We start from the raw sequence: 12685 nt of genomic DNA on the forward strand, positions 1-12685 counted from the left end.
CCCAGCTTCTCGCCAAGATCGAGGCGCGCAATCCCGACAAACGTGTGATCCACGTCATCTGGGACAACGCGGCTTACCACAAAGGGCCGGACGTCAGGGAATTCCTGGCGCGCCCCGAGTGTCGCGTTCACCTGATCCAGCTCCCGCCCTATTGCCCGCACTTGAACCCGATCGAGCGATTATGGGCGGTCATGCATCAGCGCGTGACGCACAACCGTCATTACCCCACCCGGAAACAATTCGCCGACGCCATCCTGGCGTTCTTCCGAGAGACTATTCCAAGAGAATGGAAAGCATTCCGCGAACAGGTGTCCGACAACTTCCGCATTATAACCCACCAAGATTTTCGGGTTTTGGAAGGTTAGGGGTATAGTGAATCCCGGGTTAAACGCGTACCGCTTAATGCGATCGCCTACTCCAGCCGATCGGCGATCAAGCGGCGACCCGGGCGATCAGGCGGTCCAGCAACCCGCGCCCCTGCGGCCAGCTCGCCAGCAGGCTCGGGAATGGCAGCGGATGAATTGGGAGCGTCCGAAAACGATCGATACAGCGGGCCGCGGGCTTCAGTCGTGTCGCCAGTCGGCGACGGTCAGGCAGTCCAGCGCATACGGGAGCCGGACGGTCGGCCGGACATCGGCCCGACCCGTCCGCTCCACGGTTGCGGCCCTCTCCGCGCGCGGATAGACGCCGCTGGGCTTGGTACCTTGGGCTCCGGCTTTCCAGCGCCAGCAGCGCCTACGTTTCCTCGCCGGCCCGGCGTTTTTCGCGGGCGATCTGGCGCTTGCGTTCGCCAGCTTCGGACAGCAGGCCTTCCGGCCGGGTGACCAGGATGATCTCCAAGAGGATGCCGATCAGCAGGATCCGCAGCGAGCCCGCGCGGGTCGACAGGTCGGCCGGCAGCAGGCCGGTCGCGAACTCGGTGCCCGACCAGATCAGCCAGATCACCAGGGCGCCGATCAGTGCGCCCTTGTTGTTGCCGCTGCCGCCCGCGATCAGCATCACCCAGACCAGGAAGGTCGCCAGCATCGGCCGGAACGCCTCGGGGCTCAGGAAGCCGAAGAAGTGGGCGTACATCGCCCCGGCCAGCCCCATCACGCAGGAGCCGAGCACGAACGCCTGGAGCCGGAACGCCAGCACGCTCTTGCCGGCGGCCATGGTGGCGTCCTCGTTCTCCCGGATCGAGCGCAGCACGCGGCCCCAGGGGGCGCGCCGGGCGATTTCCAGCAGGACGTAGACGATCGCGACCACGATGATCGTGAAGATCAGGAAGTTGAGCGTGAAGTTGCCGCCGAGCCAGTCCTCGAACGGCCGGCCGATCTCCATGCCGCGCACGCCGCCGGTCAGCCAGCCTTCGGTCTTGAGGAACAAACGCACGATCTCGGCGATACCGATCGAGGCGATCGCCAGATAGTCGGCGCGCAGGTTGAGGGTGATCAGGCCGACGAGCAGGGCCAGGATGCCGCTGGTGACGATCGCGCCCAGCATGCCGACCAATAGCGGCATCGCGAAGCCGCCCAGATGCGCCTCCGACGGCGGCCCGGTCAGGATGCCGCTGGTATAGGCGCCGACCGCGAAGAACGCGGCCACACCGATATTGAACAGGCCGGTCAGGCCCCACTGGATGTTCAGCCCTAAGGCCAGGATGCCGTAGATCCCGATCAGGCAGAGGGTGAACATCGCGTATTCGATGATGCCCGCCATGGTTTTACGCCTTCCTGCCGGCGAACAGGCCGGTCGGCTTGAAGATCAGCATGATCACCATCAGGGCGAACGCCACCGCCGGCTTGTACGGCGGCGACAGGATCACCGTGGAGTATTCCTGCGCCAGGCCGATGATCAGGCCGCCCACGATCGCGCCATAGGGCCTGCCGATACCGCCCAGGATCGCCGCGGCGAACACCGGCAGCAGGATGCGCCAGCCCATCACCGGGTGCAGGCGGGTGTCGAGGCCCAGGAAGATGCCGGCCGCCGCGGCCATGCCGCCGCCGATCACCCAGGTCCAGATAATCACCTTGTTGACCTCGATGCCGGTCACCTGCGCCAGGTCCGCGTTGTCGGACATCGCGCGCATCGCCTTGCCGGTCTTGGTCTTCTGCAGGAACAGGTGCAGCAGCACGACCAGGATCACCGCGCCGGCGACGATCAACAGATGGTCCGGCTTGACGTTCACCCCGGACAGGCGCCAGGGCATGTCGATCCCCTGACTGTAGTACTGGTTGCCGGCGCCCCAGAACAGCTGCACCAGCGAGCGCAGAATCAGCGCCACGCCGACCGAGGCGATCAGCAGGATCACCGGGGCCACCTTGCGCAGCCGCCGATACAGGATCTGGTCGACCGCGACCGCGACCACCATGGTCGCGGCGACGCCGAAGAAGAAAGACAGCTCCGGCGGCGCGCCCAGGATCGAGACCGGAAGCAGGGTGAAATAGGCGCCCAGCGTGATCAGATCGCCGTGGGCGAAGTGCGGGAAGCGCAGGATCCCGTAGACCAGCGACAACCCGATCGCGCCCAGCGAGAAGATGCTGCCGGCGACGATGCCGTAGATCGTGAGCTGCAGAAACTCGGCCATCTGGGTGTCTCGCGCCCCCTTATCCGCCCAGGAACATCTCGGCGACCTCACGATTGTTCAGGAGGTTCTCGCCGGTGTCGTGGTGGCGGTTGCGGCCGGTGGTCAGCACATAGCCGCGGTGGCACATCCGCAACGCCTGCTTGGCGTTCTGTTCCACCATCATAATGCTGACGCCCAAGCCGTTGACTTTATTGATATTCTGGAAGATCAGATCGACGATCGCCGGGGCCAGGCCGGCGGTCGGCTCGTCGAGCAGGATGAGCCCGGGATTGAGCATCAGCGCCCGGCCCATGGCGACCATCTGGCGCTGCCCGCCGGACAGCGCGCCGGCCGGCTGCCGGCGCTTCTCGTACAGCGCGGGGAACAGCTCGTAGACCTTTTCCAGGTCCTGGGAGAAGTCGTCGTTGCGGATGAACGCGCCCATCTCCAGGTTTTCCTCGACCGTCAGGGTCGGAAAGACGTTCTTTTCCTGCGGCACGTAGCACAGGCCCTGGCGGACGATCTGATCCGGGCGCAGGTTCGCGATCTCCTTGTCGCGGTAGGTAATGCTGCCCTCGCGGACCTTCACCAACCCGAACACCGCCTTCATCACGGTCGACTTGCCGGCGCCGTTCGGGCCGATGATGGCGACGATCTCGCCCGGCTCGACGCGTATGTCGACGCCGTTGAGAATGTCGACGTCGCCGTAGCCGCCGCGGATCTGATCGACCTGAAGCAGGCTCATGGCCGCTCGTCTCCCCCCTGGGATGTGCCCGTGCGTCACGCGTCCGCGTCCGCGGCGGCCGCCGCGCCGCCGCCGAAGTACGCCTCGAGCACGTCTTCGTTCCTACGGATCTCGTCCATCGTGCCCTGGGTCAGCACCGATCCCTGGGTCATCACGATCACCGGATCGCAGAGTTCGGCGATCAGGTCCATGTCGTGCTCGATGATGCAGAAGGTGTAGCCGTGCTCGCGGTTGAGGCGGCGGATCACCTCGGTGATCTTGCCCATCAGCGTCCGGTTCACGCCCGCCCCGGGCTCGTCCAGCAGCACCACCTTGGCCGGCGTCATCATCGTCCGGCCGATCTCCAGCAGCTTCTTCTGGCCGCCGGACAGGTTGCCGGCCAGTTCGTTGCGCACATGCGTCATCTCCAGGGTCTGCAGCACCTCCTCGGCGCGCTGGCGCGTGCGCGCCTCGTCCGCCCGGACGCGTCCCGGACGGAACCAGGCGTTGATCAGGCTTTCGCCCGACTGCTGGCCCGGCACCAGCATCAGGTTCTCCAGCGCGGTCATCCGCGCCAGTTCGCTCGGCACCTGGAAGGTGCGCACCATGCCCAGCTCGAAGCGTTTGTGCGGCGGCAGATTGGTGACGTCCTTGCCGTCCAGCAGGATCTGACCGGAGCTCGGCGGCAGGAAGCCCGCGATGATGTTGAACAGCGTCGACTTGCCCGCGCCGTTCGGGCCGATCATGCCGGTGATCGTCCCGGCGCCGACGTCGAGCGAGCAGTTGTCGACGGCGACCAGCCCGCCGAACGTCTTCGTGATGTTGCGGACTTCGATCATCGGCCCCTCTCGATGGTCGTCGATCGCCGGATCGCTAAGGTGGGTCGGCGGCGCGCCGGGCGCCCGGGCTACGCGGGGGTCGACTGGCCCCGGCCGGTTGGCCGCGGCGGACGGCTGAGGACACGGCTGTCCCGGCACCCCCCGCACCCATGGACGGCGCGCGGTATAGACGAGCAAATCTGCCGGGGCAAGGGCATGAACGCCCGCGCATATGTTCCAGCCGGCCCGGACCGCGGCCCCAGGGACCCCGCGCGGGTGCTTCAGCAGGCGCGGGCAAACGCTCTGACAGCCTAGCGGGGAGACGGTCCGGCGTCCGCGCCCTAGCGCCTACACAACACCAAACGCCGCACGGCCGGGTTTGTTCGCCTTGGCGAGTACGTAGTCGAGCTTGCGGGCCGCGGTCTCGCGCAGGCTGTCGTCGCCGCGCGCGGCATCGCCCACGACCGTCACCTCGGTCAGGGTTGCCGGGTCCATCGCCGTAACCCGAACGTATCGCCCGTGCGGCGTGAACTCGAAAATGATCTCGCGCATGCGCCTGTCACCCGTTGATGTCGGCCCAACCGACGGGTGTTGTAGGCGACATCGGGTTAAGGAAATCCCAACGGGTCACGCCAGCGCGGCCAGCCAGGCGGCGGCCGGGATGCCGACTGCGCCCAGCGCGCACGCGAGCTGCCCCCGCCGGCTGGTACGCAGCCGTTCCGGCAGGTAGGCCGCCGCGAGGCCCAGGCCGACGCCGGCGACGAAGCCGGCGACGTGGCCGCCGACGTCGGTGCGCTCCCCGCCGACGCCGAGGAAGGCGACCAGCATGATCCCGGCCGCGACCGGCGACCAGCGGCGCAGGCCCTGGCGCCAGCGCAACTCGCGGGCGGTCTGCGCCGCCCCGGCGAGGAAGCCGAGCCCGCCGAACACCGCCGTCGAGGCGCCGACAGCGACGTGGCTGGCGTCCTGGAATAGCACGTTCAACAGGTTGCCCAGGGTCCCGGCGAGCACCAGCGCAAGCCACCCCAAGCCGGTACCGAACTGCCGGCCGACCAGCATGCCGCACACCGCCCCGAACACGAGGTTGCCCAGCAGGTGCCCCAGATCGGCATGCAGCGTCAGGCCGGTGGCCGCGCGCCAGACGGCGCCGTCCAGGATCTGCCCGGCGTCGACTGCCCCCAGCTGCGTCCAGTCCAGCCCCAGCGGCCGGCGGTTCTGCGCGCCGAAGCCCGCCAGCAGCACCAGCGCGTAGCCGATCACGCCCATGAGCGGCGGGCTCGGCAGCACCCGCTCGCCGGACGCCGCATCCTCGGCGGTCGGCTGGGTCAGCAGGCCCAGGCGCTGAGCCGTGCTGACCAGCGGCGCGCGCCTGTTTTCCTCCCGGTAGCTGTCGAGCTCGAAGCGGGCGCGCAACACGTCGTCCTCGTGGACCAGCAGGCTAACGCCTTCAAAGTCCTCGTGAAGCTGGCACGGGATGCCCACGGCGACCAGTACCAGCGCCTGGCTGCGCGCCTCCATCCGGTCCCGGCACCGGCTGACCTCCACGCCCTCGCTCATCCGATCCCCTACGGTCCTGGCAGGCGCTCCCGACGGGCGGTCCCTGGCAGGCTGCCCAAGCGCGCTCCCGCTATCGCACGGACGCGGGTGACGGCGCCAGCCTGGACGGTCATGCTCGCGCCCGAATGCGCGCAGCCAAGCGCGCCCCATGCGATCCGACATGCTCGCGCCCGAATGCGCGCAGCCAAGCGCGCCCCATGCGATCCGACACCGCACGCAAGGTCGTCCGCCATGACTCTCGGCTTCGTCACCCTGCTCCTGGTTTGCCAGCTGATCGGCGAGACGCTCGCCCGGTTGCTGAACCTCGGGCTGCCCGGTCCGGTGATCGGGATGCTGGTCCTGTTCACCGGCCTGCTGATCCGCGGTCACGTCCCGGAAGGCCTGCGCGCGACGGCGAACGGCTTCCTCAACAACCTGTCGCTGTTGTTCGTGCCCGCGGGCGTGGGCGTGGTCACCCACCTGTCGCTGGTCGCCGACGAGTGGCTGGCGATCACCTCCGCCCTTGTCGTGTCGGCCGTGGTCACGATCGCCGTCACCGCGCTGGTGATGGTCTGGCTGTCGCGCCTGACCGGCAACGCGCCGGGCCCGGAAGCCCGCAAGGAGGACTAGGCCGATGGATACGGCGGTCGATACCGAACTCTATCGGATCTGGGTCTATCTGGCGCAACAGCCGTTGCTGGCGCTGACGGTCACACTGCTTGCCTATCAGGCCGGCCAGTGGGTCTATCGGCGCACCAACCTGCACCCGCTGGCGAACCCTGTCCTGTGGGCCGTGATCATGCTGGTCGGTCTGTTGAAGCTGACCGGCTGCAGCTACGCGCAGTACTTCGAGGGGGCGAAGTTCGTGCACTTCCTGCTGGGCCCGGCGACAGTCGCGCTGGCGGTCCCGCTGTACAACAATCTGAAGGAGATGCGCCGGGCCGCCTTGCCGATGGGCGTGGCGTTGGTGGTCGGCTCCCTGACCGCCTCGGCGAGCGCCGTCGGCACCGCCTGGGTGCTGGGCGCGACCCGGGACACGCTGGCCTCGCTGGCGCCGAAGTCGGTCACCACGCCGATCGCGATGGGCATCGCGGAGCAGATCGGCGGCCTGCCGTCGCTGACGGCGGTGCTGGTGATCCTGACCGGGATCATCGGCGCGGTGGTGACGACCTATACGCTGGATGCGCTGCGGATCCGCGACTGGCGCGCGCGGGGCTTCGCCACCGGCCTGGCCGCCCACGGCATCGGCACCGCCCGCGCACTGCAGCTGAATGACGCGGCGGGGGCGTTTTCGAGCCTGGCGATGGGGCTCAACGGTCTCGCCACCGCGATCCTGCTGCCCCTGCTCATCCGGCTTATCTTCTAGGCAGCGGAGGTGTAACTCGGGCGCACACTGAGGCGGGCGGCGGCCCAGAAGCCTTCCAGCCGGTGCAGGGCGTCGTTCGCCGCCGAGATATTCTTGTCGTCCAGGCCATTGCTGCCGAGATCGCCGGCGTGCGCCTCGAACAGCGCGTCCAGCTGGCGGCAGACCTCCAGGCCCTTGTCCGAGCAGCGCAGGTGCGTGGCGCGCTTGTCGTGCGGCGAGCGCTCCTGCTTCAGATAGCCGTGCTCGACCATCTTCTTGACGTTGTAGGATACGTTGGACCCGAGATAGTAGCCGCGCTGGGTGAGTTCGCCCACCGTCAGTTCGGCCTCGCCGAGGTTGAACAGGATCATCGCCTGCACCGCGTTCAGGTCGCGCACGCCCTGACGGTCCAGTTCGTTCTTCACGACATCCATGCACTGACGGTGCAGACGCTCGATCAGCGCTATGGTCTCCAGGTACGAAGCCTTCACCGGACTGTCCCTCTCTCCTGCGGGGTCTGTTGACGCGGCGCGTGAACGCGTACCCGCCAGGCACACGGCCGTATGCTTTTCTAGCCGAACGGCGTTAACGGTCGGTTACCCGGAAAACGTATCCACGCAGACCCCTCGGCAGAGACTGTCCGTGCCCCGCTGACGCATAGGGCTTCGGCGGCTAGCTCTCCGGCGTCTCCCCGCGCAGCAGGCGGTAGATCGCCGAATAGTCCTTGCCGCCCCAGCCGGCGTTGACCAGGGCGGCGTAGAGCGCCTGGGCATTGGCTCCCATCGGGGTCGACACGCCGGCGCGCATCGCGGCGTCCTGCGCCAGCTTCAGGTCCTTCCACATCATGTCGGCGGAGAAGCCGGGTTCGTAATTCCGGTTCGCCGCCGCGGTCTCGACCACGCCCGGGACCGGGTTGTGGTTCAGCATCGCCCAGCAAGATCCCGACGCCTGGCTGGAGATCTCGAACAGCTTCTCAGGTTCCAGGCCCTGCCGCTCGGCGAGCGTGAACGCTTCCGAGATCGCCAGCATGGAAATGCCCAGGATCATGTTGTTGCAGGCCTTGGCGACCTGCCCGTTGCCGGCCGGACCGGCGTGCACCGCCGCCTTGCCCATGATGTCGAACAGCGCCTTGGCGCAGTCGAAGGCGTCCGGATCGCCGCCGACCATGAAGGTCAGCTGGCCGGCCTCGGCGCCCGCGACGCCGCCCGACACCGGCGCGTCGAGCAACGCGTAGCCGCGATCCTGCGCGGCCGCGTGCACCGCCCGCGCACTGTCGACGTCGATCGTCGAGCAGTCGACCAGCAGGCACTGCGCGGGCGCGGTGTCCAGTACCCCGCCGGAACCGGTATAGACCTCGCGCACCTGCGGACCGGCCGGCAGCATTGTGACCACCGTCTGCACGCCCCGCACCGCCTCCGCGATTCTCTGCGCCACGGCGATCCCGTGGTCGCGCGCCCGAGCCTGCGCGGTGTCGCTGGGGTCGAAGCCGGTGACCCGATGGCCGGCCCCGACCAGGTTGGCCGCCATCGGCCCACCCATGTTGCCCAGCCCGATAAACCCAATCTCCGCCATGGCGCCCCTCCCCGGTTCAGTTGCTGACCACCAAGAACACTACCAGAACCAATGCTCACAGAGGTCTGTTTTTGAAGACTCTTTGGGGTCCCTGGTGACCTTTACGGTGTCTATCGCCTTGTTCGCGCTACCGCGCCGGTTCGTCCGCGCTCACGGCTCGAAGACGAGGTCGTGTTCGCTCAGCGAGTGGAACGCGCGTTCGATGGTCTCGTCGTCGACCTGCTCGATCTTGGCCGGGTTCCACGCCGGCGCCTGATCCTTGTCGACCAGCACCGCCCGGATGCCCTCGTAGAAGTCATGGCCGGCCATGCACGCCTGGCTCAGCCGGTATTCCATGGTCATGCAGGAATCGAAGTCCAGGTGCCGGCCGCGCTGGATCGCGGCGAACGCCAGCTTCATCGAGGTGGGCGAGCGTTTGGACAGCGTCTCTAGCGTCTCCGCCGCCCAGGCGGTGCCCTCCGCCTCCAGGGCGCGCAACACCAGGTCCAGGCTCGGCTGGCCGAAACAGCGGTCGATCGCCGGGCGAACGTCCTGAAGCGGTGCGGCGCCCGGATCCTGCGCGAACGCGGCCAGAACGTCGTCGATCGCCGCGTGGGCGTCGCCCGACAGATCGGCGTCGGCGATCGCCTGCGCGAGGTCGGCGTCCGCGTCGCTCGGCACATAGTGGGTCGCGAGACCGCTATAGACGGCGTCGGCCGCCTTCAGCCGGGCGCCGGTCAGCGCCAGGTACGCGCCGATCGCGCCCGGCAGGCGCGGCAGCACCCAGGTCGCGCCCACGTCGGGAAAAAAGCCGATCGCGGTTTCCGGCATCGCGGCCACGGTCCGGTCGCCGGCCACCCGGTGGCTGCCGTGCATCGACAGGCCCAGGCCACCGCCCATCGTGATCCCGTCGATCCACGCGACGTAGGGCTTGGAATACTGATGGATCAGACGGTTGAGGCTGTATTCTTCCCAGAAGAAGCGCCGGGTCAGCGCGCCGTCGCCCTCGCCGCGCTGGAGCGCCTTGCCGTCGTCCCAGACCGCGCGGACGTCACCGCCGGCGCAGAACGCCTTTTCGCCCTGCCCGCGGATCAGCACGGCCCGCACGCCGTCGTCGTCCTGCCAGGCGCGCAGCTGCGGGTCGGCGGCCTCGATCATCGAAATCGTCAGCGCGTTCAGCGCTTTCGGCCGGGTCAGTTCGATTTCGCCCAGCCCGCCGCGGCGGACAAACGCGATCTCATCCGTGCCGCCGATCGGCTCCGGGACGGCGCCCTTCGTCTGCTCGCTCACCCCTGGCTCTCCCCTGCCCGTGTCAACACAGCTGATGTCCGACGTCAGGGATGCCCGCCGGCGCCGCAGCTGGCAAGGGGTGCGGACTTGCTAGATCTTGCAGGTCGCGAGCCCGCGCTTCTGCAGGTACTGCTGATGGTACTGCTCGGCGGGCCAAAAGGTCGCCGCGGGCTGGATCTCGGTCTGGATCGTGGCGCGCAGCCGGCGCTGCCGGTCGTCGCGGGACCGCTCGGCGGCCTCGCGCTGGGCTTCGTCATGGACGAAGATGGCGGAGCGGTACTGCGTGCCCACATCCGGACCCTGGCGGTTCTTCTGGGTCGGGTCGTGGCACTCCCAGAAGATTTCCAGCAGCTGGTCGTAGCTGACCTTGTCCGGGTCGAAGGTGACCTCGACCGCCTCGGCGTGGCCGGTCCGCCCGGTGCACACCTGCTCGTAGGACGGGGTCTCGGTCTGCCCGCCGATGTAGCCGACGCGGGTGTCGGTGACGCCGTCGGTGTTGCGGAAGATCACTTCCGGCTGCCAGAAGCAGCCGGCGGCGAAGGTCGCGGTCGCCATGGCCGGTCTCTCCCCTGGAATGCGCGCGGGCCGGTCGATCGGCGAGCCGCGCGGATGAAGTCTTGCCTCTACCGCCCCTATCTAGCAGGGCTGTGCCAGCGGTCCAGCGGTGGACGCCGGCCCACGCCTTTGAATGCGCCGGAACGCTGCCCGACCGCCGCCCCGGCCTCGGCTCGCCGGCGTCAAGGTCGGCCCCGAAAAAGTCACTTCACCGAATCGCGCGCCGCCCTCTAGCGTGCGCGTTAACCTTGTATCATGCGCGAGCCCGCTGGAGCGGCGAACCCTTGCAGAATACCGAGACCCGAGCCGCCGCCGGCGGGTCGGCACCGGCCAAGCTCCGCGGCGGGACGTTCACGCTGATGGTGCTGGACGTGCCCGACCCCAGGCGCGCCGATCCGCTGTCGGGCGTCGAGGCCAAGCTGCGTCAGGCTCCAAGCTTTTTCGAGGACGCGCCGCTGGTGCTCGACCTGCAGGCGGTCCCGGATACTGATCGGTTCGACCTGTCGGAGACGGTGGAACGGCTGCGCACCCTGGGGTTCGTGCCGGTGGGCGTGCAGAACGCCGGCGACGGGCACGCCGCGACCGCGCTCAACCTCGGTCTGTGCCCCTTCCCCGCCTGGCGGTCCGGCCGGCAGCGGCCAAGCCGCGACCCCGGCCCGAAGACCGAGACCGAGCCCAAGCGCCCGGAACGGGAGAACCCGCCGCCACCGCCCGCCCAGCCGGCGAAGCTGCTGAGCCAGCCGGTGCGCTCGGGCAAGCGCGTCTATGCGCGCGGCGGCGACCTGGTCGCGGTGGCGCCGATCAGTGCCGGCGCGGAGCTGATCGCCGACGGGCACATCCACGTCTACGGCGCGCTGCGCGGGCGGGCGCTGGCCGGGGTCGGCGGCGACGAGAGCGCGCGCATCTTCTGCCAGAAGCTGGACGCGGAACTGGTGTCGATCGCCGGTGCCTACCGGGTGCGCGAGGACATCGACGAATCGCTGATCGGCCAGCCGGTGCAGATCTACCTTCAGGGCGAGGACCTGATCATCGACCCGCTACGCGATCCGACGGCATCGACACGCCGACGCTGACCTGACGCAGCGTACGGCACCAAGCAGGAGGGGCAGTCCCTTGAGCAAGATCATCGTCATGACCTCCGGGAAGGGCGGCGTCGGCAAGACTACTTCCGCCGCCGCCTTCGCCGCGGGCCTGGCGCAACGCGGCCACAAGACGGTCGTCGTCGACTTCGACGTCGGCCTGCGCAACCTCGACCTCGTGATGGGGTGCGAACGCCGGGTGGTGTTCGACTTCATCAACGTCATTCACGGCGAGGCGAAGCTGAGCCAGGCGCTGGTGAAGGACAAGCGGATCGACAATCTGTTCATCCTCCCGACCTCGCAAACCCGCGACAAGGATGCGCTGAACACGAAGGGGATCGGCGAGGCGCTGGAGCGGCTGCGCGAGCAGTTCGACTACATCGTCTGCGACAGTCCCGCCGGCATCGAGCACGGCGCGGTGATGGCGCTGTACTACGCCGACGAGGCGATCGTGGTGACCAACCCCGAAGTCTCCAGCGTGCGCGACAGCGACCGGATCCTGGGTGTTCTGCAGTCGAAGTCGAAGCGCGCGGAGGAAGGCGCCGATCCGGTCAAGGAGCATCTGCTGCTGACCCGCTACGACCTGGACCGGGTCGAGCGCGGCGAGATGCTGGCGATCGACGACGTGCTGGAGATCCTGTCGATCCCGCTGCTCGGCGTGATCCCGGAGGATCAGGCGGTGCTGCGCGCCTCCAACCTGGGCCAGCCGGTGGTGATGGACAACGAGAGCCAGCCCGGCCAGGCCTACGGCGACGCGGTGGGCCGGTTCCTCGGCGAGGATATCCCGCACCGCTTCATCAAGCGCGAGAAGAAGGGCCTGTTCGGCCGGATGTTCCGGAGGTCGGCATGAAGCTCCTGGACCTGTTCCGGAAACAACCCGCCTCCGCGCCGGCGGCGCGCGAGCGGCTGCAGATCCTGCTGGCGCACGAACGCGCGGGCCGCGAAGGCGGCGCGGACTTCCTGCCGCAACTGCAGCGCGAGCTGCTCCAGGTGGTCAAGAAGTACGTCCAGATCGACGACGACAAGGTTCAGGTCCAGCTGGACCGCCAGGGCGACGTCGCCACGCTGGAGGTCAACGTCGAACTGCCGGAAACCGTGCCGGAGCAAAAGCGCAGCGCGTGAAGAGGCCCGGGCAACCGTCGGGCATGCTTCGACACGGCGCCTGCGGACGTCTGCTCAGCATGAAGTTATCGTTATAAGTAGTTGCTAAACTGATATTCTTCATCCTGAGCAGGCTCG

Annotated in this window: 16 protein-coding genes; 6 read left to right on the top strand and 10 right to left on the bottom strand. The window is 68.2% G+C overall.

Annotation, left to right across the window (positions count from 1 at the left end; all coding sequences use genetic code 11):
• Positions 1 to 365 (top strand): transposase (locus tag CKO28_RS12100; protein WP_200341040.1); only part of this gene is annotated, 365 nt, incomplete at its 5' end.
• A gap of 370 nt (positions 366 to 735) precedes the next feature.
• Here the strand turns inward: CKO28_RS12100 and CKO28_RS12105 are convergent.
• The 6 genes from CKO28_RS12105 to CKO28_RS12130 form a co-directional block, all read right to left on the bottom strand.
• Entirely contained in the window at positions 736 to 1701 is a 966-nt protein-coding gene (locus CKO28_RS12105) for a branched-chain amino acid ABC transporter permease (RefSeq protein WP_200341041.1), read from the bottom strand.
• A gap of 4 nt (positions 1702 to 1705) precedes the next feature.
• Positions 1706 to 2569, bottom strand: coding sequence for a branched-chain amino acid ABC transporter permease (locus tag CKO28_RS12110; protein ID WP_200341042.1), 864 nt, complete (start codon positions 2567 to 2569; stop codon positions 1706 to 1708).
• Between the two features lie 19 nt (positions 2570 to 2588).
• The gene (locus CKO28_RS12115) at positions 2589 to 3293 is read right to left on the bottom strand and encodes an ABC transporter ATP-binding protein (protein WP_200341043.1); all 705 of its coding nucleotides are present in this window, start codon (positions 3291 to 3293) and stop codon (positions 2589 to 2591) included.
• A gap of 35 nt (positions 3294 to 3328) precedes the next feature.
• Positions 3329 to 4111: an ABC transporter ATP-binding protein gene (locus CKO28_RS12120; RefSeq protein ID WP_200341044.1), complete on the bottom strand. Its 783-nt coding sequence runs from the start codon at positions 4109 to 4111 to the stop codon at positions 3329 to 3331.
• A 327-nt stretch (positions 4112 to 4438) separates the two neighbouring features.
• Positions 4439 to 4642 carry a DUF6898 family protein gene (locus CKO28_RS12125; RefSeq protein WP_200341045.1) on the bottom strand — a complete coding sequence of 68 codons (204 nt, stop codon included), beginning with the start codon at positions 4640 to 4642 and terminating at the stop codon, positions 4439 to 4441.
• Positions 4643 to 4717: 75 nt separating this feature from the next.
• Positions 4718 to 5647 carry a rhomboid family intramembrane serine protease gene (locus tag CKO28_RS12130; RefSeq protein ID WP_200341046.1) on the bottom strand — a complete coding sequence of 310 codons (930 nt, stop codon included), beginning with the start codon at positions 5645 to 5647 and terminating at the stop codon, positions 4718 to 4720.
• Between the two features lie 231 nt (positions 5648 to 5878).
• On the opposite strand from CKO28_RS12130, the gene CKO28_RS12135 reads away from it, so the two are divergent.
• Positions 5879 to 6256 carry a CidA/LrgA family protein gene (locus tag CKO28_RS12135; RefSeq protein ID WP_200341047.1) on the top strand — a complete coding sequence of 126 codons (378 nt, stop codon included), beginning with the start codon at positions 5879 to 5881 and terminating at the stop codon, positions 6254 to 6256.
• Between the two features lie 4 nt (positions 6257 to 6260).
• Positions 6261 to 6992, top strand: a complete 732-nt coding sequence (locus tag CKO28_RS12140) for an LrgB family protein (protein WP_200341048.1) — start codon at positions 6261 to 6263, stop codon at positions 6990 to 6992.
• Here the strand turns inward: CKO28_RS12140 and CKO28_RS12145 are convergent.
• The 4 genes from CKO28_RS12145 to msrA form a co-directional block, all read right to left on the bottom strand.
• Complete coding sequence (locus CKO28_RS12145) at positions 6989 to 7462, bottom strand: MarR family transcriptional regulator (protein WP_200341049.1); 474 nt, start codon at positions 7460 to 7462, stop codon at positions 6989 to 6991. The genes CKO28_RS12140 and CKO28_RS12145 overlap by 4 nt on opposite strands.
• A 181-nt stretch (positions 7463 to 7643) precedes the next feature.
• Positions 7644 to 8543 carry a 3-hydroxyisobutyrate dehydrogenase gene (gene mmsB / locus CKO28_RS12150; protein WP_200341050.1) on the bottom strand — a complete coding sequence of 300 codons (900 nt, stop codon included), beginning with the start codon at positions 8541 to 8543 and terminating at the stop codon, positions 7644 to 7646.
• Positions 8544 to 8693: 150 nt separating this feature from the next.
• Positions 8694 to 9812 carry an enoyl-CoA hydratase/isomerase family protein gene (locus CKO28_RS12155; RefSeq protein WP_338050119.1) on the bottom strand — a complete coding sequence of 373 codons (1119 nt, stop codon included), beginning with the start codon at positions 9810 to 9812 and terminating at the stop codon, positions 8694 to 8696.
• Positions 9813 to 9902: 90 nt separating this feature from the next.
• Positions 9903 to 10367, bottom strand: a complete 465-nt coding sequence (msrA, locus tag CKO28_RS12160) for a peptide-methionine (S)-S-oxide reductase MsrA (RefSeq protein WP_200341051.1) — start codon at positions 10365 to 10367, stop codon at positions 9903 to 9905.
• 284 nt (positions 10368 to 10651) lie between these two features.
• Here msrA and minC point away from each other — a divergent pair, with 284 nt between their 5' ends.
• The 3 genes from minC to minE are packed head-to-tail and all read left to right on the top strand — an operon-like array spanning position 10652 to position 12568.
• Positions 10652 to 11440: a septum site-determining protein MinC gene (gene minC / locus CKO28_RS12165; protein WP_242480516.1), complete on the top strand. Its 789-nt coding sequence runs from the start codon at positions 10652 to 10654 to the stop codon at positions 11438 to 11440.
• 40 nt (positions 11441 to 11480) lie between these two features.
• Positions 11481 to 12296: a septum site-determining protein MinD gene (gene minD / locus CKO28_RS12170; protein ID WP_200341052.1), complete on the top strand. Its 816-nt coding sequence runs from the start codon at positions 11481 to 11483 to the stop codon at positions 12294 to 12296.
• Complete coding sequence (gene minE / locus CKO28_RS12175; RefSeq protein ID WP_200341053.1) at positions 12293 to 12568, top strand: cell division topological specificity factor MinE; 276 nt, start codon at positions 12293 to 12295, stop codon at positions 12566 to 12568. Before minD ends, minE begins: the two co-directional genes overlap by 4 nt.
• The last annotated feature ends 117 nt before the right edge of the window (positions 12569 to 12685 follow it).

The organism is Rhodovibrio sodomensis (genome assembly GCF_016583645.1).
Classification (GTDB): domain Bacteria; phylum Pseudomonadota; class Alphaproteobacteria; order Kiloniellales; family Rhodovibrionaceae; genus Rhodovibrio; species Rhodovibrio sodomensis.

Coding starts and splice junctions, on each gene's coding strand:
- mmsB (WP_200341050.1), bottom strand. CDS start 8,543: ATGGCGGAGATTGGGTTTATCGGGCTGGGCAACATGGGTGGGCCGATG.
- CKO28_RS12110 (WP_200341042.1), bottom strand. CDS start 2,569: ATGGCCGAGTTTCTGCAGCTCACGATCTACGGCATCGTCGCCGGCAGC.
- CKO28_RS12140 (WP_200341048.1), top strand. CDS start 6,261: ATGGATACGGCGGTCGATACCGAACTCTATCGGATCTGGGTCTATCTG.
- msrA (WP_200341051.1), bottom strand. CDS start 10,367: ATGGCGACCGCGACCTTCGCCGCCGGCTGCTTCTGGCAGCCGGAAGTG.
- CKO28_RS12130 (WP_200341046.1), bottom strand. CDS start 5,647: ATGAGCGAGGGCGTGGAGGTCAGCCGGTGCCGGGACCGGATGGAGGCG.
- CKO28_RS12135 (WP_200341047.1), top strand. CDS start 5,879: ATGACTCTCGGCTTCGTCACCCTGCTCCTGGTTTGCCAGCTGATCGGC.
- minE (WP_200341053.1), top strand. CDS start 12,293: ATGAAGCTCCTGGACCTGTTCCGGAAACAACCCGCCTCCGCGCCGGCG.
- CKO28_RS12115 (WP_200341043.1), bottom strand. CDS start 3,293: ATGAGCCTGCTTCAGGTCGATCAGATCCGCGGCGGCTACGGCGACGTC.
- CKO28_RS12120 (WP_200341044.1), bottom strand. CDS start 4,111: ATGATCGAAGTCCGCAACATCACGAAGACGTTCGGCGGGCTGGTCGCC.
- CKO28_RS12125 (WP_200341045.1), bottom strand. CDS start 4,642: ATGCGCGAGATCATTTTCGAGTTCACGCCGCACGGGCGATACGTTCGG.
- CKO28_RS12105 (WP_200341041.1), bottom strand. CDS start 1,701: ATGGCGGGCATCATCGAATACGCGATGTTCACCCTCTGCCTGATCGGG.